At 67.4% G+C, this 22,844-nt stretch carries 22 protein-coding genes; 13 read left to right on the forward strand and 9 right to left on the reverse strand.

Going from position 1 to position 22,844, the window contains the following annotated elements; all coding sequences use genetic code 11:
- Positions 1-4: 4 nt before the first annotated feature.
- The 7 genes from DB30_RS04775 to DB30_RS04805 all read left to right on the forward strand — a co-directional run bounded on the left by DB30_RS04775 (position 5) and on the right by DB30_RS04805 (position 6,345).
- On the forward strand, positions 5-1,231 hold the full coding sequence (locus tag DB30_RS04775) for a protoglobin domain-containing protein (RefSeq protein WP_146658047.1): 1,227 nt from the start codon (positions 5-7) through the stop codon (positions 1,229-1,231).
- Positions 1,228-1,965, forward strand: coding sequence for a response regulator (locus DB30_RS04780; RefSeq protein ID WP_052546781.1), 738 nt, complete (start codon positions 1,228-1,230; stop codon positions 1,963-1,965). The genes DB30_RS04775 and DB30_RS04780 overlap by 4 nt, the downstream gene beginning before the upstream one ends.
- Before the next feature lie 38 nt (positions 1,966-2,003).
- Positions 2,004-3,110: a sensor histidine kinase gene (locus DB30_RS04785; RefSeq protein ID WP_165703627.1), complete on the forward strand. Its 1,107-nt coding sequence runs from the start codon at positions 2,004-2,006 to the stop codon at positions 3,108-3,110.
- An 89-nt stretch (positions 3,111-3,199) separates the two neighbouring features.
- Positions 3,200-3,862, forward strand: a complete 663-nt coding sequence (locus tag DB30_RS04790) for a phenylalanine--tRNA ligase beta subunit-related protein (RefSeq protein WP_052546783.1) — start codon at positions 3,200-3,202, stop codon at positions 3,860-3,862.
- 27 nt (positions 3,863-3,889) lie between these two features.
- Positions 3,890-4,699 carry a hypothetical protein gene (locus tag DB30_RS04795; protein WP_205632913.1) on the forward strand — a complete coding sequence of 270 codons (810 nt, stop codon included), beginning with the start codon at positions 3,890-3,892 and terminating at the stop codon, positions 4,697-4,699.
- Between the two features lie 177 nt (positions 4,700-4,876).
- Positions 4,877-5,275, forward strand: coding sequence for a TraR/DksA family transcriptional regulator (locus DB30_RS04800; protein ID WP_052546785.1), 399 nt, complete (start codon positions 4,877-4,879; stop codon positions 5,273-5,275).
- A 53-nt stretch (positions 5,276-5,328) separates the two neighbouring features.
- Entirely contained in the window at positions 5,329-6,345 is a 1,017-nt protein-coding gene (locus DB30_RS04805) for a shewanella-like protein phosphatase (protein WP_165703628.1), read from the forward strand.
- A 600-nt stretch (positions 6,346-6,945) separates the two neighbouring features.
- Here DB30_RS04805 and ttcA read toward each other — a convergent pair.
- From ttcA to DB30_RS04825, 4 genes are all read right to left on the reverse strand, one after another.
- Positions 6,946-7,776, reverse strand: coding sequence for a tRNA 2-thiocytidine(32) synthetase TtcA (gene ttcA, locus DB30_RS04810; RefSeq protein ID WP_240480165.1), 831 nt, complete (start codon positions 7,774-7,776; stop codon positions 6,946-6,948).
- Positions 7,773-8,216, reverse strand: a complete 444-nt coding sequence (locus tag DB30_RS04815; protein WP_052546787.1) for a secondary thiamine-phosphate synthase enzyme YjbQ — start codon at positions 8,214-8,216, stop codon at positions 7,773-7,775. Before DB30_RS04815 ends, ttcA begins: the two co-directional genes overlap by 4 nt.
- A gap of 5 nt (positions 8,217-8,221) precedes the next feature.
- Positions 8,222-8,521, reverse strand: coding sequence for a DUF1244 domain-containing protein (locus DB30_RS04820; protein WP_052546788.1), 300 nt, complete (start codon positions 8,519-8,521; stop codon positions 8,222-8,224).
- 272 nt (positions 8,522-8,793) lie between these two features.
- The gene (locus DB30_RS04825) at positions 8,794-9,408 is read right to left on the reverse strand and encodes an RNA polymerase sigma factor (RefSeq protein ID WP_052546789.1); all 615 of its coding nucleotides are present in this window, start codon (positions 9,406-9,408) and stop codon (positions 8,794-8,796) included.
- Positions 9,409-9,716: 308 nt separating this feature from the next.
- On the opposite strand from DB30_RS04825, the gene DB30_RS04830 reads away from it, so the two are divergent.
- Complete coding sequence (locus tag DB30_RS04830) at positions 9,717-12,677, forward strand: tetratricopeptide repeat protein (RefSeq protein WP_052546790.1); 2,961 nt, start codon at positions 9,717-9,719, stop codon at positions 12,675-12,677.
- A 50-nt stretch (positions 12,678-12,727) separates the two neighbouring features.
- Complete coding sequence (locus tag DB30_RS04835) at positions 12,728-13,063, forward strand: hypothetical protein (protein ID WP_052546791.1); 336 nt, start codon at positions 12,728-12,730, stop codon at positions 13,061-13,063.
- A 111-nt stretch (positions 13,064-13,174) separates the two neighbouring features.
- On the opposite strand, the gene DB30_RS04840 is transcribed toward DB30_RS04835, so the two are convergent.
- The 3 genes from DB30_RS04840 to DB30_RS04850 all read right to left on the reverse strand — a co-directional run bounded on the left by DB30_RS04840 (position 13,175) and on the right by DB30_RS04850 (position 16,203).
- Complete coding sequence (locus tag DB30_RS04840) at positions 13,175-13,942, reverse strand: hypothetical protein (protein ID WP_052546792.1); 768 nt, start codon at positions 13,940-13,942, stop codon at positions 13,175-13,177.
- Between the two features lie 148 nt (positions 13,943-14,090).
- Positions 14,091-14,669, reverse strand: a complete 579-nt coding sequence (locus DB30_RS04845) for a superoxide dismutase (RefSeq protein ID WP_052546828.1) — start codon at positions 14,667-14,669, stop codon at positions 14,091-14,093.
- A gap of 178 nt (positions 14,670-14,847) precedes the next feature.
- Positions 14,848-16,203 carry a sigma 54-interacting transcriptional regulator gene (locus DB30_RS04850; protein ID WP_052546793.1) on the reverse strand — a complete coding sequence of 452 codons (1,356 nt, stop codon included), beginning with the start codon at positions 16,201-16,203 and terminating at the stop codon, positions 14,848-14,850.
- Between the two features lie 205 nt (positions 16,204-16,408).
- On the opposite strand from DB30_RS04850, the gene DB30_RS04855 reads away from it, so the two are divergent.
- Genes DB30_RS04855 through DB30_RS04870 form a run of 4 tightly spaced genes read left to right on the forward strand, consistent with a single transcriptional unit; the run spans position 16,409 to position 18,892 of the window.
- Positions 16,409-16,564, forward strand: coding sequence for a hypothetical protein (locus DB30_RS04855; RefSeq protein ID WP_165703629.1), 156 nt, complete (start codon positions 16,409-16,411; stop codon positions 16,562-16,564).
- Positions 16,565-16,572: 8 nt separating this feature from the next.
- Positions 16,573-16,998: a hypothetical protein gene (locus tag DB30_RS04860; protein ID WP_052546794.1), complete on the forward strand. Its 426-nt coding sequence runs from the start codon at positions 16,573-16,575 to the stop codon at positions 16,996-16,998.
- A gap of 35 nt (positions 16,999-17,033) precedes the next feature.
- Entirely contained in the window at positions 17,034-17,936 is a 903-nt protein-coding gene (locus DB30_RS04865; RefSeq protein WP_052546795.1) for a hypothetical protein, read from the forward strand.
- A gap of 59 nt (positions 17,937-17,995) precedes the next feature.
- Positions 17,996-18,892 (forward strand): ribulose phosphate epimerase, encoded by an 897-nt coding sequence (locus tag DB30_RS04870; RefSeq protein WP_240480166.1) that lies wholly within the window; start codon positions 17,996-17,998, stop codon positions 18,890-18,892.
- A 13-nt stretch (positions 18,893-18,905) separates the two neighbouring features.
- On the opposite strand, the gene uvrA is transcribed toward DB30_RS04870, so the two are convergent.
- On the reverse strand, positions 18,906-21,854 hold the full coding sequence (gene uvrA, locus DB30_RS04875; protein WP_146658051.1) for an excinuclease ABC subunit UvrA: 2,949 nt from the start codon (positions 21,852-21,854) through the stop codon (positions 18,906-18,908).
- Complete coding sequence (gene pdxA / locus DB30_RS04880; RefSeq protein WP_052546797.1) at positions 21,851-22,828, reverse strand: 4-hydroxythreonine-4-phosphate dehydrogenase PdxA; 978 nt, start codon at positions 22,826-22,828, stop codon at positions 21,851-21,853. The genes uvrA and pdxA overlap by 4 nt, the downstream gene beginning before the upstream one ends.
- Positions 22,829-22,844 lie beyond the last annotated feature (16 nt).

The following is a 22,844-nucleotide window of genomic DNA, read 5'->3' on the forward strand; positions in this document are numbered from 1 at the left end:
CGAGATGGAGCTGCAACTCAAGGCGACCGGCCACACGGCCTCTAGCTTCTTCGACGAGGTGGCTGGGTATGTTGGCTTTTGCCCGGCCGACTCGCTGGTGTTGCGCGAGTTCTTGCCGCTCGCCGAGCCCCACTTCGAGCGGATATCCGAGCACTTCTATGAGCGCATCGTCAGCCATCCCATGGCCCACCAGACGATCACCGGAGGCGCGGAGCAGATCGCTCGACTCAAGCGCACGTTGGTCGAGTGGATGCGATCCGGGCTCGAGGGTCCGCACGACGAAGAGTTTTGTCGTCGCCGCGCCCGCATCGGCCATATTCATGTGCGCATTGGTCTGCCGCAGCGCTACATGGTCACGGCCATGAGCGTGATGCGGCTCGATATTAGCGAAGTAGCGAATCAGGCGTTGGCGAATGACAGCTCGGCCGACAAGGGGGCCAAGCTCGAGCGCTTGAAGACCGCGATTGACCGCCTGTGTGACATCGAACTGTCGATCATGCTCGAGACCTACAAAGTCGAGGTCGAGGATCGTCTGCGCCGACGCGAGCGGCTGGCAACGATCGGGCAGATCGCGGCCAGCATTGGACACGATCTCCGCAATCCGCTGAGCGTGATGGAGTCATCGCTCTATATCCTGCGTCGCCGCTTCAGTGAGGATCCACGCGCGGTCAAGCACGTCGAAAAAATTGCACATCAAATCGACGAGTGCGATGCGATCATCACTCACTTGCTCGATATGGCCCGCAACCAGCCGCCACGACGTGAAGTCGTGGCTGGGGCCGATCTGCTCGACGCTGCGATCGCGGCGGCCCGCGTGCCCAAGGCGTTCGTGCTCGAGCGCGAGGGCTTCGCCAACCTGCAGCTTTGGGTCGATGGCGGGCTGCTCAAGCAGGCGCTGGTCAATTTGTTCATGAACTCCGTGCAAGCGCAGCGGGGCGGCCCCGGGGGCATTTATGTCAACGCGTCAGTCGACGGGGCGAACGTGACGATCTCGGTGACCGACAGGGGTCCCGGCTTTGAACTCGACAACGTGCCAAAGGTGTTCGAGCCGCTGGTGACGACCAAGCCAAGCGGCACGGGCCTGGGTCTCGCGCTAGTCAAGAGCGTGACAGAACGTCACGGCGGTTTGGTGAGCGCAACAAATGCCGCTTCGGGTGGCGCCCAGGTGAAGATATATTTGCCGGGCGCAGTGCCTGGGTCGGCATCGAGTGCCGCGCAAGGACTGCCGTGAAGACCTCGATTCTTCTGATCGACGACAACACCGACTTGGCAGAGAATATCGCTGAGATACTCGAGGACTTGGGTGTCGAGGTCAGGTTGGCCATGAGCGCCGATGAGGCGCTGGCGTGCTTCGACGAGCGCGTGTGGAGCCTGGTGGTCACTGACGTCCGCATGCCTGGCCGCAACGGCCTCGAGCTGCTCGACCTCCTCAAGCAGCGCAGCCCAGGCACGCCTGTATTGGTCATGACGGGCTTTGCCGACCGCGACACGGTGACCCGGGCGTTTGAGTCGGGCGCGCTAGCGATCGTCGACAAGCCCCTGAACCTGGATGCCTTCGTCGATTTCGTCGGGCGGGTCGCGGTGGCCGAAAAGCCAGTGTTGATCGTCGAGGACGACATCTCGCTAATCGAAAATCTCACCGATATTTTGGGGGAAGAGAGAGGGGTGCTCCCCCATCCCGCCACCTCGCTGGCGCGCGCCCGACAGCTCGCCACCGTTGTGGACTTTCGCGTCGCTATCATCGATCTACGCCTGCCTGACGGCGAAGGACTGGATCTCGCCCGCGAGCTTCGGCGCCGTCCCGACGGCAGCGCGCGCCCCGTCATCATCATCACCGGACACCCTGAACAGCTCGATTCGGTCGGTGATGACCCAGACCGGTCATCGCAACTGACTGACCTCATCGTCCTGACTAAGCCATTCTTAGTACCGCTCCTGCTCGAGCGCTTTCGGGAGATCATATGAAACATCTGACATTCTATGAGCCTGGGGAGCCCCTCGTGATGCCGACTCGCCCGCAGCTGCAGAACGCCCATGTCCTGCTCGTCGACGATCATGACGACCTGGCCGAGAACCTGACCGAGATCCTCGAAGAGGAGGGGGCGCGCGTGACCCGGGCCTCGCGCGCATCGGAAGCGATCGCGTTCGCCCAGGCCGGCTTTGACGTCGCGCTCGTCGACATCCGCCTGCCCGACGCGACTGGACTGTCACTGTTGCCGCTGCTCAAGCAGTCGGGCGATGGGTTTGGCGAGGTCCTGTTGATCACCGGCAGCAGCTCGCTCGACGACGCGATCGAGGCGGTGGGACATGACGCCTACGCCTACGTGCTCAAGCCCTTCGATCCTTTCGACCTGCTGGCGACGGTCGGTCGCGCGCTCGAGAAGGTCCGGCTGCAGCGTGAGTCGCGAGAGCTCGAGCGCCGCGCCCGGATCGCCGAGAAGCTCGCCGCCGTGGGCACGCTCTCGGCTGGCCTCGCCCATGAGATCCGCAACCCCCTCAACGCGGCCAGCTTGCAGCTGCAGCTGCTCGAGCGGCGCATCAAGCGGATGACAGAGGATCCCAAGCTGCTCGATCCAGTCGAGCTCGTGCAGAGCGAGCTTGGGCGGCTCTCGCTCCTCGTCGAGGACTTCCTGCGCTTCGCCCGGCCTGCAGATCTGTATCGGCGTCGGTTCGACGCAAACACGATGGTCGCCAACGTCGTCGAGCTGCTCAAGCCGGAGCTAGCGCGCAAGCAGATCGAGCTACGCATCGACTTGCCGCCCGGGCCGCTCCACGTCGACGGTGACCGCGACAAGCTGCAACAGGTCGTCCTCAACGTCGTGCGCAACGCGATCGAGGCGCTCGAGGTCGACGGTGGCAACATCGTGGTCTCGCTCGCGTGGGGCGAGGACGGCATGGTGCGGCTGCGCGTGGCCGACGACGGTCCGGGGATCCCCAACGAGATCTTGCTGCGGATCTTCGAGCCCTTCTTCTCGACCAAGCCGATGGGCACGGGCCTGGGAATGGCGATCTGTCACTCGCTCGTGCAACAACACGGCGGGGCGATGTTGGTGCGCTGTAGGCAAGGGACCGAGGTCGACATCTTGCTGCCCGCCGCCACAGGCGATTGAGGCGGCTCGCGTCTGGGCGCCTGCAGCTGCTGGGTACCGCTCCACGCACGTGATGGTTCTTGGCCCCAAAGCCGGGGCAGAATCTCCCCATGCCCGACGCCTTGCCGCTGACCGTCGCCGATCATCCGCTCTTGCAGCTTGGGGTGTTTGTCGCTCGATTCCCGGAGCCGCTCGCTGCGCTCGAGACTCCGGCGTGGCTGAGCGCTGGGTTTGCGCTCGAGTTTGATGAGGCGCCGCTGCCGTCGGCGGACGACACGACGCGCAAGGCGGTCCGCGACTTGCTGCGGCATGGCGGGTTTCGGCCCTCGGGGCGCAGCAAGCCTGCGAGCGAGTTCTTGCTGGGCGCGGCGAGCAAGGCGGCGCTGGGCTCGATCAACCTCGCTGTGGATCTGTGCAACGTGGTCTCGCTGCACAGCGGGCTGCCGATCAGCGTGGTCGATCTCGACCTGATCTCGGCGCCGCTGCGGGTCGACATCGCCGGGCCCGACAGCAGCTACGTGTTCAACCCCTCGGGCCAGGAGATGCGCCTAGACGGCCTGGTGTGTCTGCACGACGCGGCCGGGCCTTGCGCCAACCCGGTCAAGGACAGCCAGCGGAGCAAGACCCACGCGAACACGCGGGCGACCTTGTGCGTGGTGTGGGGCTGCACGGCGCTGTCCGCCCGCGTGCGCGCGGTGCTCGAGTGGTATCGGCTGCTGCACGCACGCGTGGGTGCGGAGACTCTGTGCTCGGGGCCTTTGGGTCTCGTGTGACGGCGAATAATTGGCCACCATGGTCAGGTGCGATCACGCCCAGTTGTACTCGTGACCCTCGCCGCGCTGACGCTCGCATGCTCGAGCTCCGGGGAGTCGACGCTTGGTTCGGCAGAGCGCACGAAAGCTGACGGCGCCAAGCCGGCGGCGTCGAGCTCGAGCGAGGTCGCCGAGCGGCCTGTGAACGAACCCGCGCCGACCACTCCGGCCGGCTCGGGGTCGAGCGCTGGGGAGCCGGCGCCGGTCGATGAACCGGGCGGCGACGAGCTGGACGAAGCTAGCGAGCTCCCGCAGCCAGCCGCCGAGCCACAGCCTGCCGCGCCCGCGTTGCCCTTGGGGCCTGAGCCGGGCTCGCCAGAGGCCGACGCCGAGCTGGCCGAGCTGCTCGACGAGTCGACGCTGACCCAAGAAGAGTTCGACGCTGCGTTTCGTGGTGCGGGGCCGAAGATCGAGGGGGACCAGTTCGTGTTCGGGGACAACGAGCGCCCGCGCGGGCGTCCGCTCGTGGAGGTGGGGACCCCCAGCGCGAGCGGGGCCAAGGTCACGCCAAGTACGCTCGCGGACCTCGCGGACATGGCCCGGGCCAGTCAGCGTGATCTCGAGGGGTGTTATGCGCTGGCGCTGGGCAAGGATCCAAACCTGGCGGGGTCGGTGACGCTGGGGCTGCGCTTCGACGCGAAGGGGCGGGTCGAGACCGCGAAGATCGAGGGCAGCTCGCCGCTCGGTGTCGCGCTGGATCGCTGCTTGGTGTCGGTCGCGGATCGGTGGAGCTGCAAGGCGGCCGCGGGGGCGTCGGTCCGCGTCCCGCTGAAGTTGTCGATCGCGACCGGCGACTGAGCAGACCTGGGCGCCCCACACGCTCAGCGTGGGCGCTGCAGACTCGCGCTCGCGTCCGCTGGGCCGCCCGCAGGCGGGCGACAACCTCGCTCGAGCGGGCAGGAGTCTGGCCTGTGCGAAGCAGCCTCCCGGGTCCGTTTGCCAGCCGTCGATCCAACCTGCAAGCTGAAACCCACGATGGAGCACCTCACCGCAGCCCAGCTCGCCAACTTGCGGGCCAAGCTCGAGGCCGAGCTCGCACAGCTGAGCGCGCGCCTGATCGCCGAGGCCAGCGCGCTCGCCGACACCCCCACCGCCGAGCCCGGCGACATCGAAGACGCGGCGGCCGAGGAGGCCGGGCGGTTTCGGACCAACTCACTGCTTGGGCGTGACCGAGCCCGCATCAGCGAGATCGAAGCCGCGCTCGAGCGCATGCGCGACGGCACCTACGGGATCTGCGAAGACAGCGACGACGAGATCCCCTATCGCCGCCTCGAGCTCGAGCCAACCACCCGGTTCACCGTCGAGGCGCTCGCGCAGCGTGAGCGTGATGCCGGCCGCGCCGATCCCCAAGAAGGGCAACCCACGGGATACTGATGACTGTTCGCGCATTATTTTCGCTCATTGTCGTTTCTTGTTTGTTGCCGTTGGTGTCTGGCTGCGAGCGCCTGGCGCCTCCGCCCGCGCACGAACAGCCCAAGCCGGCGGAGGACTCTGCGCCAACCGCCAGCGCACCCGCGGCTGAGGCCACTGGGGCGCAGGCGCACGCTGACGATTCAGCGCTCGAGTCGGCCATCTCACCAGGCGAGATCCCAGAGGCCACCGATCGCTACCCCGCGCCGGCCCGACTCATCGCGATTGGTGACGTCCACGGTGACATTCAGGCGACTCGCAAGGCGCTGCAATTGGGGGGGGCGATCGACGCAGAAGATCACTGGATTGGGGGCGAGCTCGTGGTGGTCCAGACTGGCGACCAGCTCGATCGCGGCGACGACGAGCAGGCGATCCTCGAGCTGCTCGCCAAGATTCAGCGCGAGGCGGCGGCGGCCGGCGGTGCGGTGCACCTGCTCAATGGAAATCACGAATACATGAACGCCCTTGGCGATCTGCGCTACGTGACGCCCGGTGGCTTCTCGGACTTCGAGGACGCGCCGGGGGTCGACCCGGCCCGGCCGGAACTCGCAGAGGTCATGGCGCAGGCGCCCAAGCCCACGCACGCACGGGTGGCGGCGTTTTGGCCGGGGCAGCCGTGGGCCAAAGAGCTGGCCAAGCGCAACATGATTGTTGTGGTTGGGGACAGCGTGTTCGTGCATGGGGGGGTGACGCCGGCTTGGGCGGGGAAGATCGAGTCGATTAACGCAGAGTCTCGGGCGTGGCTGGCGGGGGAGCGGGCGGAGCCGCCGGCGGCGGTGGTGGATTCGGATGGGCCGGTTTGGAGTCGGCACTATTCTGATGCGCCTGATGCGGGGGATTGTGCGATGCTCGAGGAGGCGTTGGAGATTATTGGGGTTCGGCGGATGGTGGTGGGGCATACTGTGCATACTGAGGGGGTTGTTTCGGCTTGTGGGGGGCAGGTTTGGATGATTGATGTGGGGATGGCTGGGTATTATGGGGGGCCGGTTGAGGTATTGGAGGTGCGGGAGGATTCGGTGACTGTGTTGCGGTAGGGGGGGCTTTGCGGGGGCTTATTGGTTGTTTGCGGGGGGGCGTGGTTGTTTGCGGGGGTGTTCGTGGTTGTTTGCGGGGGTGTTCGTGGTTGTTTGCGGGGGTGTTCGTGGCCGACGGGGCACCGCGCACGGGCTGCAGATGACCCCAACCCGGCTACGGTCTACTCCAGTTTCGTGACCCCGCTTCCTCTCGTCACTTGATCTTGGCCCGACCGTTTGTGGCTTCGCTAATCTCCACGTGCGTAGATACGCCGGGTTGGGGCCATCTGCGGCCTTTGTGCGCTCCACGTTGGTGGGGCGGTTGCTCCGAACTGGGCAATCGGGCTTCGAACTGGGCAATCGTGGGGCGAACTGGGCAATCGGGCTTCGAACTGGGCAGTCGGGCTTCGAGCTTGAACTGGGCAATTGGGCTTCGAGCTTGAGCTGGGCAATCGGGCTTCGAACTTGAGCTGGGCAATCGGGCTTCGAGCTTGAACTGGGCAATCGTGGGGGCGAACTGGGCAGTCGGGCTTCGGACTGGGCAATCGTGGGGTTTGGGGCTTGGTCTGGCAATCGTGGGGGTTGGTTTGAGGGTGTTCGAGGGGGTGTGAGTGGTTTGGTTCAGGGATCGCGGTGGAGGCGTAGAGGGATGAGGGGGAGGTCGTTGGTGTCGTGGGGGGGAGGGTGATTGTGGGTGGGGAATTTGCGGTCGAGTAGATGGGTGGGGCGGATGTTGCGGATGGCGTTGAGCATGCTGGAGCGGACGTGGGGGTTGTCGGCTTCTAGGGTTTGGATGAGGGCTCGCATTTGCTCGCGGCGTAGGCCGTCTTGGGAGCCGCATAGGTTGCAGGGGAGGATGGGGTAGTTGGCCCAATTCGTGTGCTCGATGATGTCGGACTCGGCGCATTCGATGAGGGGGCGGATGACCTGGAATTGTTGGTCGTCGGTGGTGTACTTGGCGGGCATCGCCTGGAGCTTGCCGGTGTAGAATAGGTTGAGGAGCAGGGTCTCTAGGGCGTCGTCGCGGTGGTGGCCAAGGGCGATCTTGTTGCACCCAAGCCGGGCGGCGTGGGTGTAGAGGACGCCGCGGCGGAGGCGGGAGCAGGCGGCGCAGAAGGCCTTGCCGGGGGGGGGGACGTCGATGACGGTCGAGTAGGTGTCCTCGCGCAGGATCTCGAAGGGGATGCCGGAGCGCTCGAGCCAGTGGCGGAGTGGGGCGCCGTCGTAGCCGGGCTGGACTTGGTCGAGGTGGACGGCGGTGAGGCGAAATTCGATGGGGGCGCGGGTGCGGAGCTGGTCGAGGAGCTCGAGCAGGGTGTAGCTGTCCTTGCCGCCCGAGACCGCGACCATGATGTGATCGCCGGGGGCGACGAGCTCGTAGTTGGCGACGGTCGTGCCCATGATCCGCCGCAGGCGCTTGCTCGCTAGCGGGCTTTGGGTTGTTGCGCTCACGTGTGATCGTCCGGGTCGCGGGTCTCGCCCTGTACGGTGATCGTCACGCGGCGGCCGTGGGCGGCATGGCGATGCTCCCACATGTAGATGCCTTGCCAGGTGCCGAGCGGGAGCTTGCCTTGGGTCACGGGGAAGGTGATCGCGGTCTGGGTCAGCACGCTGCGGACGTGGGCGGGCATGTCGTCGTCGCCCTCGTCGGTGTGGGCGAACATGGGGTCGCCGTCGGGGGCGAGCTTGGCCATGAAGCGCTCGAGATCATTGCGAACCTCGGGGTCGGCGTTCTCGCACACGATCAGCGAGGCCGAGGTGTGATGGATGAACACGTTGCACAAGCCAAACCGGATCCCCGACTTGCTGACGGCGCGCTGGACCCGGGCGGTGATGTCGTGGGTCGCCCGGCCCGAGCTGGCGATCGTGAGGGTCTGCGCCCAAGTTGGCATCGCGGTCAGTCCGACTCGGGCGGTGAGCTGGGCTCGGCGTGGGGGAGCTTGGGGCCGACCTGGTGCTTGGCCTTCCACTGCTCGTAGGGCATGCCGTAGACCTGCTCGCGGGCGCCGTCGAGCTCGAGCGGGACGCCGGCGTCTTGCGCCGCGGCGCTGTACCACTTGGCCAGGCAGTTTCGGCAGAAGCCCGCGAGGTTCATGATGTCGATGTTCTGCACGTCGTTGCGCTCTTGCAGGTGCGCGACGAGGCGACGGAACACGGCAGCCTCGATCTGGGTGCGGGTCTCGTCGTCGGTGTCCATGGGGCCGCAGCCTAACGCCAAGCCGAGGCGGTTGCGAGCCGCAGATAGCGGTACCCTGGGGGCAACATGGCGCGCGCAGCAACACCCCGCCGGCGAAGTGCCCGGCCAGTGACGCGGCGCGCGTTCATGCGACTCGGGCTCGCGTCCGCGGGCGCGGCGGTGGTCGGATGCGGCGAGACCGGGGTGCCGGCCGAGCGAATTGACGCCGGCGATCAGGGCGGCCCCGTCGATCCAATCCTCGGCCAAACCTGCGAGGCGCTAGACCAGCGGGCCTACCTTGCGTCCCAGAACGCGCGCATGTTCTCGGCCCACTGCTCGAGCCCGTCGAGGGTCGAGTCGAGCTCCGAGCGCGTGCGGGCCAGGCCCTCTACGGCGCCGCGAAGCTCGAGCTTGGCCTTGCGCAGGCGACCGCGGATCGCGGCCTCGCTCTCGTTGAGGGTCTCGCCGATCTCTCGGGCCGGCATCTGCTCCCAGTAGCTCATCTCGAGCACGATCTGCGAGTCGATGGGGATGTGGCGCAGGGCAGTCAACAGCAGCTGCTGCTCGCGACGCAGGTGCAAGACCGAGGTGACCCCCAGCCCACAGTCCGCCAGCGAGGTCGAAGCCACGTCGACGTCATGCTTGCGAGCGTCGCGAAGGTAGCGAAGCAGCACGTTGCGGGCGATGGCGAACAGGAAGGTCCGAAAGCTGGCTTCACCTCGGTAGCGCGCGCGCGACTCGATGCAGGCCATGAAGGTTTGCTGCACGAGATCCTCGATCTCGGACGGGCTCGAAACCTTGTTCGCGAAGAAGCGGTAGACCGCGCTGTAGTGGCGATCGAACAGCCGGCTGCCGGACAGGGTGTCACCGCCTGCCCACGCTGCGAGGAGCTCGGCGTCCGAGTGCACGCGCCGACGATACCAAACCTGACTGCGGCCCGCTCGCGCGTCGTCCCAAATTGTTCAGATATCGCCGTTCTATGGGGTATTTATGTCGGGCCGGAGCGCTCGCGTCACTACCCGTCGGGCGGGACATGCCAGAGCCAGCATCCATCAATGAAGCGGGGCGAGGGTCCCCAGCCCCCGAGCGATCCGCGTTGCGACCCGGCGCGGGCCTTACCGAGGCCGAGGGGTTGTTCGACGATTCGTTGTTGGACGAGACTATGAGCTGTGTCGTCCAGTCTTCTGCGGCCCGAGTCAGGACACGGCGGCAGCTGATGGCGACCCACCCTGCGCCGCTCGGTCGTGGCAACGACGCCGCCTCGCCCCATGGCGATGGTGATGGCGACGGCGGTGGCGATGGCCTGGGTGTCCCAACCGACACGCTCGAGCGCGAGCTGGTCCGACGGCGCCTGCGCTCGCGCATGTTTGGCTCGGAGGAACCCGGGGTCCAAGTGGATCGCTTCGTGTTGTTGGAGCGGATCGGGGCCGGGGGCATGGGCCAGGTCTACGCCGCGTGGGACGAGCACCTCGCCCGACGGGTCGCGCTCAAGCTGCTGCGCAACGCCACCGAAAAGTCCCACGTTCGGCTGCTGCGCGAGGCTCAGGCTCAGGCCCGGGTGTCGCACCCCAACGTCGTGCCGATCTACGAGGCCGGCGTCGATCAGGGCCGGCTGTGGTTGGCAATGGAGTACGTAGAGGGCGCCACGCTGCGCGACTGGTACCCAAGCGCGCCAACCTGGGAGGCCGTGCTCGCGGTCCTGATCGAGTGCGGTCGGGGGCTCGAGGCCGCGCACCAAGCCGGGCTCGTCCACCGCGACTTCAAGCCTGCCAACGTGATGATCGGCGCGGACGGCCGGCCCCGGGTGCTCGACTTTGGGCTCGCGCGCGGGATCGAGGGGGGTCCGCTCGCCAGCTTCGATCTGAGCAGTCACGACGAAGAGGTCACGTGGAGCTCGGGGTCCAGCGAGAGCCGAGGCATGCTCGATCGCTCGGTGACCGTGCAGGGCAGGCTGCTCGGCACCCCCGCGTACATGGCCCCCGAGCAGTACGAAGGCCAGCGCGCCGACGTGCTCAGCGATCAATTTTCGTTCTGCGTGGCCGCCTACGAGTGCCTGTTTAGGCAGCGCCCGTTCAGCGGCAAGACCCTGGGTGAGCTGTCGCGGGTGATCACGGAGGGGGTGCCCAATCCGATCCCGCGCGACACCAAGGTCCCGCGTCGGATCTGCGAGGCGCTGCTGCGCGGGTTGGCGGTCGACCCAGGTAGCCGCTGGCCAAGCATGTCCGCGCTGCTCGATCAGCTCGAGCGGACCGCGAAGCCAGAGCGTCGATGGATGTGGGGCTCGGTCGCGGTCGCGGTGCTCGGGCTCGGGGTCGCGCTTGGGGTCGCGGTCGCCGACGCCGAAGCGCCCGCGCAGTGCTCGATCACCGCGGACGCGCTGGCGGGCAGCTGGGATGACGCGCGCCGCGAACAACTTGGCGTGGCGCTGCGGGCCAGCAAGCTGGCGAGCGCCGACGCGACCGCGCGGGTGGTCACCGAAGAGTTTGACGGCTGGACCGAGCGATGGTTGGCCGCGCAGCGTGACTCGTGCGAGGCGACCCACGTGCAGGGGGTGCAGTCTGCGGAGCTGCTGGATCGCCGCAGTGGGTGCTTGGAACGCCAGCGCCGCGAGTTCAACGTGCTGGTCTCGCGGTTTCTCGCGGCGGATGGGGCCACGGCGGTCGCCAACGCGACGGCGTTGATTGAACAGCTGCCCGACATTGCGCGCTGCGACCCCACGCACCTCGATGATTTGGCGGCGCTGCCAAGTGATTCAGACGCGGCGGCCGGGGTGCTCGCTGGGTTCGAGCAGCTCGCCAACGCGCGGGTGCGGTTGGTCTCGGGCGACCGGGCGGGCGCGCTCGAGATCTGTGCGGAGCTTGGGGCAAGCCCGGCGGCGAAGCATGCTCCGCTGGCGCTCGGGATCGAGCTGTTGCTCGCTCAGAGTGAGGCGCTGGCGGGCGAGCCTGCCGCGGTGGCGGAGCGGCTGCAGGCCGGGATCAGCCGCGCGGTGGAGCTGGGGCTCACGGACATCGAGGCGGAGCTGCGGGTTGCGATGGCGGAGCTGCTGGTTGGGAATTGGACGGTGCCACAAGCCGAGAGCTTGCTCGTGGACGAGGCTGCGCTGGTGCTGCAGCGTGTCGGCGACTCCGATGATCTGCGATGGATCGCGGTAGAGAGCGCGCGGGCGGCTCTGCACGACACGCTTGGGCGTCATGAGAAGGCTATTGTCACCTACGAGCGCGCGCTCGCCCTCGCAGAGGCTCGTGGTCTACGCGACCGAACTCAGCTCCTCATTGGGTTGGCCAACGCGCTGCGCAATTTTGGCGACGATGAGCGGGCATGGCAGGTCTACCAGCAGGCGAGCGATAGCGTGATCGCCCGCTGGGGCAGCGATGCGCCCGACATCGCTACAATCGAGTTTGACCGTGGGCTACTCGCGCTCGACACCGGCGATCTCGAGCGCGCCAAGAGGCATCTTCAGCGAGCGCGGATGCTGAGCGTGGAGATTTGGGGTGAGCAGTCGCTCGCCGTGGCCGATGTGGATTTCGCCGAAGCCCGGCTCGCGCTCGCCGAAGGCTCGCTCGACCGGGGCCAAGCGCTGTGCGAGGCGGTTGAGCCGATTTATCTGCGAACGCTCGGGCCCCATCACGCACAGATGGGTCGCCTGCTCAACGCGCTCGGCGTGTTTCGCTTCTTCGATGGCGACTACCAAGGCTCGCTCGACGCGTACCAGCGGGCGCTGGGAATCGCGACGCGGAACCTAGGAGAGCGCCACGAAGAGGTTGGCGCGCTGCACAGCAACATCGGCGAGTCCCAGCTCGCGCTGGGTCGCTCGCACGACGCTGCTGCCTCGTTCGCCCATGCGCTGCGGATCCTCGAGCCGCTAGCGTGGGCGGACGGGGAGGGATCGCACCCCAAGCTGGCGTTCCCGCTCAAGGGCCAAGGTCTCGCGCTTATCGAGGCTGGAGCTCTTGATGCTGCGATCCCCCTGCTCGAGCGCTCACTCGAGATAAATGAACGCCACGGTCAAGAACCGCTCGAACGAGCGACGACGCGCTTCGCGCTTGCGCGAGCCCTCAGGCCGCGCAACCCGGATCGAGCAGCTGATCTAGCGAAGACGGCGCTCGCGGAATTCGAGGCGCTCGGGCAACATGGCGAAGCCACCGCTGTGACCGCGTGGCTCAGTGACAACTGATCTTTTCATGATCACCAACGGCATCTAACCCACCCGATCGAGAAACATCCATGTCCAAACTGCAAGACCTCAACCTTCAAACCACGCACGTCGCATCTACCGTCTATGACTCGGGGCCGATGACCTTCACGCCCAACGAGGTCACGTACTTCGACGCTCCCAGCACCGACAATGTCGTCATCAGCATCGCACCAGCGGCCGGTACGACGATCACCGGAGTGTCGTCCGATCAAGGGTTGAGTTGGACGCAGGCCGCGGGTACCTGGAACTCGTCGTTTCTGCCAATGCCCGCGGCTCCCGGTCAGACTGTGGTCAATATTACAATTACGATTCCAGGGCGCATCCATGACCCTAGCTTCACTGTCAAGAGCAAGAAACGCGGATAGTGCCGCATACCCGAACTCTGTTTGGGATTAGGAGCGGAGCCGGGGCTGTGGGCGTAGAGCGGCGGCGACAACGACGACGTTGCATGATCTCCAGGGGCGCCCCGGGCTCGCTCACAGCAAGTCCGAGGCGCCCCAGTCCCACATGCGCGCGATCCCCTTACAACGCTTGCGCAGATCCGCCATCGCCACCCGGTTATCCCCATAAGCCGGAAACACGTCCACCAGCGCGACGTCAGCCTGCAGCGTGGGCAGCAGCTTGAACGCGTCCCCGCCGGTCACCCGAACCTGCTCGCACCCTTGCTTGGCGAGCACGGCCATGGCCCGCGGCATGATCAACTCCACCAGCTCGCGCGAGCGCTCGACCACGGTGATCTCCGTGACCGCGCGGCGCTTGCCAACTTCGATCAGCTGGTGCGCGAGCCCAAGCCCGGCGATCACGACCCTGCCCTTGGCCAGCTTGGTGCCAGGCCGAAGCGTCAACATCTCCGCAGGGGTCAGGCTCATCCACGGGAATTTGCGAAACGGCAGCCCGGGCCCCTGTCGCTCGAACAGGATCGGGATCTCGATGTCACCGTCGAACACCACCGTGCCGGTCTTGCGCCCCCACCAGGTCTCGAGCGGCGCGCCGCGGCGGTGCAGGCGAACGGCATAGCGAAACTGGCCGCCGTCCGAGTCGACGTACTCGCCCTCGCGCAGATCCTCGACCCCGCGCGTCGTGGGGGCGACCTCGGCGAACAGGTTGACGGTTGGGTAGGTGTGGGCCTGGATGTTGAGCTCGGGGGCCCACACCAACTTGCGGTTCCACGGCACGCAGCTGTCTAGCCGCCGGCGCACGTCGGCGGCGAGGTGGGCACGCTGGGCCTCGGTCAGCTCGATCATTCACGGCATGATAGCAAGGCTCGCGGGGGTCGGGACCCGATCGCCCGGACGCGCAAAATTGCAAGAGGGGACCCGTGAGGGTCCCCTTGTTGCATGAATGCATGCATGCAGCATGCTCGCGCAGGCGCGAAGGCAGCGGCGCGCTGGCTCAGCCGAAGTTGCTGGCGACGAAGTCCCAGTTGACCAGGTTGTCCATGATCACACCAATGAACTTGGCGCGGTCATTGCGATAGTCGACGTAGTAGGCGTGCTCCCACACGTCGATGGTCAGCAGCGCGGTCTGGTCGTGCTTGAGGGGCGTGTCGGCGTTGCCGGTGGTCACGATCTCGAGGCCCTTGGCGCCCTTGACCAGCCAACCCCAGCCCGAGCCGAACTGGCCCGCACACGCGGCGCTGAACTTGGACTTGAAGTCGGCGTAGGAGCCGAACGAGGCTTCGATCGCCTTGGCGAGCTCACCGGTGGGCTGACCGCCGCCGCCGGGCTTGAGGCAGTTCCAGAAGAAGGTGTGGTTCCAGACCTGCGCGGCGTTGTTGAACAGGCCGCCGTCGGAGCCACGGATGATCTCTTCGAGCGACTTGTCGGCCCACTGCGTGCCTTCGATCGCGGCGTTGAGCTTGGCGACGTAGCCGGCGTGGTGCTTGCCGTAGTGGAAGTTGAGGGTCTCCTCGCTCATGTGAGGGGCGAGGGCATCTTTTGCAAAGGGGAGTTTGGGCAGTTCGAACGGCATCTGGGCATCCTCTTGGTGGTGGTCGTGGATCTGGGTTGGACTATTGCCCCCCAAGCGACGCGGATCAAGCGCGCCGTTATTGCGTCGTCGCTTGGTCAACCCATTGGCGGGCGTGACCACGCGTCTGCGCTGGCCAAATGGACCGCGCGCGAGCTTCCACGGCTCACCGTGGTCGGACTCACGCCGACTGACACTCGAGCGCTCCCGGGTCGAGCCGGCGCATCCATGCGCTCAAGGTGCTGCGGGGGACGTCGAGAATGCGCGCGGCCCTGCGGATGCTGCCCTCTTCGGCGACGACGGTCTGGAGCAGCGCCGCGTGCATGTACGCGTAGGTGCCTCGCGGCACCGAGATCTGATCCCCCCGACGGATCGGGGTCTCGGCTGGGGGGATCAGCTCGGCGGCGGTGATCGGGCCCTCGCTCAAGGCCGCCGCCCGCAGCACCGCGTTGCGCAGGGCTCGGACGTTGCCCGGCCAGGTGTGGACCAGCGCCTCGGCGGCGGCCGCTTGCGAGACCACGATCTCGCGGCCGAGCTCGGCCGAGGCCAGGTCGATGAAGTGTTCGAGCAGCACCGGGATGTCCGAGCGCCGCCGGCGAAGCGGTGGCAGCTCGATCTGCACGACGCCGAGCCGGTGATACAGATCCTCGCGGAACTCACCGTTGGCGACCATCGCGGGCAGATCACGGTGGGTCGCCGCGATGATGTGACAGTCGATCTCGACCTCGCGCTCGGCACCCACCGGGGTCAGCCGGCGGGTCTCGAGCACGCGCAGCAGCTTGGCCTGCGCGTGGGCGGGGAGCTCGGCGACCTCGTCGAGGAACACCGTGCCAAGCCCGGCCCGGACGAACGCCCCGGCGTGATCACGGTGGGCGCCCGTGAACGCCCCGCGCGTGTGCCCGAACAGCTCCGACTCGAACAGGCCGTCTGGGATCGCGCCACAATTGATCGCGACGAAGGGGGTCTCGGGCAGGGTGCCAAAGTCGTGGAGCGTGCGCGCAGCCAGCTCCTTGCCGGTGCCGGTCTCGCCGCGCAGCAACACGGGCAAGGGCAGCAGCGCGAGCTTCTCCAGCTCGCGGCGCAGGGTCTTCATGGCCCGCGAGCGGCCGATCAACCGGTGCGTGGGCTTGTTCGGGTGGATCGGGACGATCGGCGCGGTGGTCAGCCCGCCGCGGGGGCCGCCCCGCGCCCGGCGAGGGCGGGCCTCGTCGACGGGCTTGTCGATCCGCGTGATCGACATGCGCACGCGCCCAACCTCCACGCTCATGCCTGGCTCGAGGATCGCGCTGGCGACCGGCACGCCGTCGACCAGCGTGCCGTTCGTCGAGCCTAGATCCTCGATCAGGTAGCCCTTCGGGGTGTGGATGATCCGCGCGTGGCGGAAGCTGGCGAAGCGATCACTGATGCGCACCTGGCATTCGTCGGCCGAGCCGATCAGCAGCGGATCGCTGTGGGGCAGCGACCGCGTGCGACCATCATCGAACTCGAGGGCCAGGCGCAGGTGAGGATCGGTCTCGCGGGGCAGGCGGTCAGTCATACAGCGGCTCATGCCTGGGGGATGTCGACCGGCGCGGGGGCTGCTTTGCAGGGTTTTTGACGCCAATTTTTGGGGCGTGGATCCGCCGTGGTGGAGCTCACTGGAACTCGCGCGCCGGCGATTGGTGCTGATCCCGCGTTTTCGCGCCGCAGCGTGAGCCAGCGGGGACTTTTGCTTTCTTGGACCTTCGTTACACTCGCCAGCAATGTCCGCGAAGTTCGACCCCAACATCGAGCTCAACCCCAACCCGATCTTGGCGATGGTGCTGGTGCTCGTCATCGCTGGGTTCGCAATCGTGTACGCGATCGTCTCGACCGGCGACGTGAAGCCCGACGCGGCCGCGCCCGCAGCTGCCCAGTGAGTTGGCCAGTGAGTTGGCCGGCGAGCTGGCTCGCGCTCGCGTTTGGTCTGGTGCTTGGCGTGGCCGGCTGCGAGAAAGATCAGCCGCCGGTCGCCGAGCCAAGCCCCGACGCGGCTGGTTCGGCCCACGCGATCGTCGTTGTCGAGGATCCCGGCGCAAACCCAACTCCTGCGCCGCCGGATCCCGAAGCCAGCCACGAGCCGGCGATCGGGACCACGAAGATCGTCGCTTCCGACGTCGCCTGTCAGAGCGACGCGGACTGCGTGAAGTCGACGTGCTGTCACGCGACGAGCTGTGTCGCGGCCACCGACGCGCCCGACTGCGCGTCCACCATGTGCACGACGGACTGCCGCGGTGGGACCATGGACTGCAACGGCGGGTGCTTGTGCCAAGCGGGCAAGTGCGCCGCGCGGCTGTGGTGGGCGCCCGAGTAGTCGTCACCGCCCGGCGACCTCAGCTACCCTGAGGGATGCTCGGCTCCAAAGCTGCGTTCTCCTCCGCCTTGCTCATTGCTGCAGGGCTCGCATCGACGACCGCCTGCGGGACCAAGCGGCCCGATCGCGTGGTTGTCACGGGTGAGCGCGCCAACCCTCAGACCAAGCCGGCGGCGAAGCCCGAGCGAGCCAAGGTCGCGCTGTCGATCACGCTGACCCGCAAGCCCGGCGATCTAGACGCGCCCTTCGAACTCAGCGCAACGGCGCCGCCGCTTGCCGATCCGCTGAGCGGCCTCGAGAAGAGTTGGAGCTGTCGGTCGACCGAGTCGGTCCCGCCGCCGTGTGGGTGGGCCAAGCTGTGCGGCGAGCTGGGTCGCCGGTGGGCGGACCAATTGCTGGCGACCGATATTGGCAACGAGCTCGCCCGGCACGGGTACCAAGAAGACTGCGGCGACGACGGAGACCTCCCCGAGCAGTCGAGCAGCGGCGACTTCGTCGACCACGCCGCCGTGATCCGCCACCAGACCGACGCGCTCGCCGAGGACGGCGTCGCCGAGCTCGTCGTTCAGACCCAGGCGGGCTGGCAACCGGTCGCGCGGATCCGCGAAGTCGCAGTCGAAGGAATGTCGGTCGCGCGGGTCCACCAGCCGTGGAAGAGCTGGCAGCTCGAGACCGACGGGCATCCTGGCGACGAGCTGGTGCTGCTGGTCACCGGTACGCAGACCGGCGCCGACGACCCCGTGCTGTTTGCTCGCGCCGTCGTCTGTCATGTGTCGCCAAAGCCCGAGTGCCGAAGGATCGAGCTGAGCCGGGCCAAGACGCTCGAGCTGCTGGTCGATGGGACCTTCTCGGTCGATGGCGATGCGCCCGTGGCCTTTGACGCGCTGCAGGGGGCGGATCAGATGCTGATCACCACCCTCCCAGACGGCGGGCACTGATTTCTTTTAAATTAGCTTTGTATTTATTGTTGGAATGGGTAGTATATGGCTTGCGTGCCATGATCGCTCGATCCCCACTGGCTGCCCTCGCTTTCGCTGCGCTGACCACCATCGCGTGTGGTCCACCGGGGTTGGTGGGCGAGTCCGGGGGCTCCGACGAGAGCACGACTGGGACGAGCGAGACGACGACCCACTCGTCGAGCGCCGGGACCAGCACCGAGACCGAGACCGAGACGACCCAAGACCCGACCCAGAACCCGACGACCCTGCTGTTCGTCGATGACGGCTTCGACGAGGGCGAGTGGACCAACCAGTGCGATCCCTTCGCTCAGGATTGTCCCGAGGGCGAGAAGTGCGTGGCCTATGCCAGCACTGGCGACTGGTGGGATGACAACAAGTGCGTGCCCGTGCTCGGCAGCCAAGCAGCCGGCGAGCCCTGTTCGTACGACGGCCCCGTCGACGCGACCGACGACTGCGATCAAGATTCGGCGTGTTGGAACGTGGAGGAGGTCGATGGCGAGTGGACGGGGGTCTGCCACTGGTTTTGCGGTGGTACCCCCGACACGCCGATGTGCCCCGAGGGGACGACGTGTCCAATCACCTCCGACGGGACGTTCGCGCTGTGCGTGTGGACCTGCGATCCGGTGCTGCAAGACTGCGACGACGGCTTGGGCTGCTACTGGGCAAACACCGAGTTCACGTGCGTGCCCACGACCCAGGACATCCCCGCTGGTGAGCCGTGCGGCTTCGTCAACGACTGCGAGCGCGGGTTGCTGTGCGCGCCCGCCGAGGCGCTCCCAGCCTGCGAAGGATCCAGCTGCTGCACGCCCTACTGTGACCTGATGCTTGGCGACGCGCAGTGCGACGCGGTGCCCGGGACCAGCTGCGTGCCGTTCTATGAAGAGGGCAGGGCGCCAGCCAGCTATGCGCACGTTGGTGTTTGCTTGATCCCATAGCGAACGGCAGGGTCTATGTGGGGGTCATGATAAACCGGCCCGTTACGCTATCAGGGTGCTTGGCGATCTGCTCGGGCGGCCCGCTCGCGACCACTCGCCCGCCCTGATCACCGCCCTCCGGCCCCACGTCGATCACCCAATCAGCGCACTTGATCACGTCGAGGTCGTGCTCGATCACGACGACGGTGTTGCCCTCGTCAACGAGCCGCTCGAGCACCTCGAGCAGCTTGCGGACATCATCGAAGTGCAGCCCGGTCGTGGGCTCGTCCAAGATGTACAGCGAATTGGGCGTGGCGCCGCCAGTGTTCCGACCGCTGCGGCGGCGGGCGAGCTCGCGGGCCAGCTTGATGCGCTGGGCCTCGCCGCCCGACAAGGTGGTGGCTGGCTGGCCAAGCGTCATGTACCCAAGCCCGACGTCGCGCAGGACCTCGAGCTTGGTCCGCAGCCCCGCGTGGTTGGCAAAGAACTCTGCAGCCTCGGCGATCGGCATGTCGAGCGCCTCTGCGATGTTCTTGCCGCGATAGGTGATCGACAGGGTCTCGCGTTCATAGCGGCGGCCCTCGCAGACCCGGCAGGTCACCCACACGTCGGCCAAGAAGTGCATCTCGATCCGGCGCAGGCCCTCGCCGTGGCAGTGCTCGCAGCGGCCGCCCTTCACGTTGAACGAGAAGCGCGAGGCCGTGAACCCGCGCATGCGGGCCTCGTTGGTCTGGGCATAGAGGTTGCGCAGCTCCGTGAACACGCCCGTGTAGGTCGCGGGGTTGCTGCGCGGGGATCGGCCGATCGGCGACTGGTCCACGGCCACGACCCGATCGCAGCGCTCGAGGTTGCGGATCGCGTCGTGCTCGAGCCCCCAGCTGTTGGCGCGGTTGAGCCTGCGTTGGGCTTCTGGCAGCAGGGTGTCGACGATCAGGCTGGACTTGCCCGAGCCGCTGACCCCGGTCACGCAGGTCATGTGGCCCAGGGGGATCTTGGCGGTGACGTTGCGCAGGTTGTGGCCGCGGGCGCCGACGATCTCGATCCAGCCATCGGGCGCGCGGCGTGGGGTGGGGCGCTCGATCCGGGCGCGGCCCGACAGATACGCGGCCGTCCGCGAGCGACGATCCTCGAGCAGGGCGGGGACCGTACCCGCGAACACGACCTCCCCGCCAAGCACGCCAGCGCCCGGGCCCATGTCGACCACGTACTCGGCGGCGCGGATCGTGTCGGCGTCGTGCTCGACGACGATCACGGTGTTGCCAAGATCCCGCAGCCGGATCAGCATCGCGATCAGCCGGGCGTTGTCGCGTTGGTGCAGGCCAATGCTGGGCTCGTCGAGCACATAGGTGACGCCCACCAGCGCCGAGCCGATCTGCGTGGCCAGGCGGATCCGCTGGGCCTCGCCGCCCGACAGCGTCATCGTGGCGCGATCGCAGCTCAAGTACGCCAGGCCCAGCTCGATCATCGCCGCGAGCCGGGCCAGCGCCTGGGCCAGGATCGCCGCGGCGATCTCGGCGTGCTCGGCCTGCCTGGCGTCACCTGTCTGACCCACATCCAGATCCACCAGCGCGGTCAGGCAGCGATGCAGCGCGTCGATCGGCATCGTTGCGAGCTCATGAATGTTGCGCCCGCCGATCTTGACGTGGCGCGCCTCGATCCGCAGCCGCTGCCCGTCACAGCCCGAGCACTGAACCTCGCTCATGAACGGCTCGAGCTCGGCGAGGGTCCCGGCTTCGGGATCGGCGTCGGCCCGCGTCTCGGCCTCGCGCAGGCGCTGCTCGAGCAGGGGGATCAACCCGGGAAACGGCTCGCCCCCAGACTGCTTGGTCCGCGGGCGGCCGGACTTCTTGGTGTCGCTGCGCTTGGACGACTTGGACGCGGCCAGCGGCGCGATGACCTGGTCGCCGCTGCCCTGCAGCAGCGTGATCTGGTGAAGCTCGTCGAGCTCGGACCACGGCGCGTAGAGATCAATGTTGTAGTGGGCAGCGACGGCGGCGAGCTGCTTGCCCAGCGCCGCTTGCCCGCGCAGATCCAAGGCGGCGATCGCCCCTTCTTTGATGCTCTTGTGCGGATCCGGGATCAGCCGGCGCGGGTCGAAGATCCGTCGGCGCCCCAGCCCGCCGCAGGTTGGGCACGCGCCGTCGGGGCTGTTGAACGAGAACAGGCCGGGGGTGATCGGCGGGTAGCTCAGGCCATGCTCGAAGTCGGTGAAGTACTCGCAGAACACCAGCGGCTCGCCCTCGACCGGGAGGATCTCCACGCGGCCGTCGGTCAGCCGCAGCGCGACCTCGATCGAGTCCGACAGGCGCGAGCGGATCCCCGGCTTGAGCACCAGGCGATCGACGTAGACGTCGATGTCGTGGCGAACCATGGGATCGAGCTCGATGTCCTCGTCGAGGTCGCGCAGCTGCTCGTCAATTGCCACGCGCACGAAGCCCTGGCGGCGCAGATCCTCGAGCAGCTCGCGGTGATCCCCCGGGGCCCCGCGCGCAACGGGGGCGACCACCGAAAATTTACTGCGCGGCGGCAGGGCCTCGATCGCGTCGATCATTTCTTCGACGCTGTGCCGCCGCATGGGCTCGCCGCTGCGCCAGCTGTAGACCTCGCCGATCCGCGCGAACAACAGGCGCAAGAAGTCGTAGACCTCTGTCGTGGTCCCGACCGTCGAGCGCGGGTTGCGGCCCCGGTTCTCTTGCTGCAGCGCGATCGTGGGGCTCAGGCCCTCGATCAGATCGACGTCGGGCTTGGGCAGCTGGGCCAGGAATTGCCGGGCCGAGGCGCTGAGGCTCTCGACGTAGCGGCGCTGGCCCTCGGCGAAGATCGTGTCGAACGCGAGGCTGCTCTTGCCCGAGCCCGAGGGCCCGGTGATCACGATCAGGGCGTCGCGGGGCAGCTCGACGTCGACGTCGCGCAGGTTGTGGGTCCGGGCGCCGCGAATGCGGATCGATCGCGGCGCGGCGGGCAGGTGATCCCGAACGCTCACGAGCTCGCTCGCGACCCCTGACGTCCGCTGGCCATCGCGCGGGCCAGCTCGATCGCGGCGGCCATGCTGGTGAAGTTGGCGACCCCGCGCCCCGCGATGTCCTTCGCGGTCCCGTGATCCGGTGAGGTCCGCACGAACGGCAGCCCCAGCGTGACGTTGACCCCGTCGTGGAAGTGCGCGAGCTTGAACGGGCCCAGCCCCTGGTCGTGGTACATCGCCACGAGGCCGTCGAGCTGGCCGACTTGGTGCTGGTGAAAGGCGGTGTCGGCCGGCAGCGGACCGACGAAGCTGGCGGGGATCCCATCGGCTTTCGCCCACGCGCGCAGGGCCTGGATCGCGGGCGTGATCACGCGCTGCTCTTCGTCGCCTAGCAGCCCGCGCTCGCCTGCGTGGGGGTTGAGCCCCAGCACGCCCACGCGCGGCGTGGCCACGGCGAAGTCCTGGGTGAGCGCGCGGGCCAACAGCGACGCGGCGCGGATCACCGCGGGCGCGTCGAGCCGGTCGGCAACCTCGCGCAGCGGCAGGTGGATCGTTGCGAGCACGACCTTGATCGAGGATCCCGCCATGAGCATGGCGAACTCGCGGGTCCCAGCGCGCTCGGCTAGGTACTCCGTGTGGCCGGGATGCCGCAGGCCTTCACCGCTGGCGACGGCCTTGTCGATCGGCGCGGTCACCAGCGCGGGCTGTTCGGCGGGGGTGGTGGGGGCGAGTACGAGATCCACCCCCCGCTCGAGCGCCAAGAATTGACCCAGGCGCGCGCCCGCTCGCGCGCCCAGCGGATCCAAGAGCGGCTCGAGCTGGGCCAGCCCCGCCCGCGCCCAGCTGGTTTCCAGCGCGGCCGCGAGCTCGCGCAGCTGCGCGTGACAGGCAACGACCTGGTCGCGTTCGCGCAGCAAGCCTTCGCTGGCCACGCGCAGCAGCAGCTCGGGGCCGATGCCGGCGGGATCCCCTTGGGTGATGACGAGCTGGGTCACAACGCACTGCCCTCGA

The organism is Enhygromyxa salina (assembly GCF_000737335.2).
Lineage (GTDB): Bacteria > Myxococcota_A > Polyangia > Nannocystales > Nannocystaceae > Plesiocystis > Plesiocystis salina_C.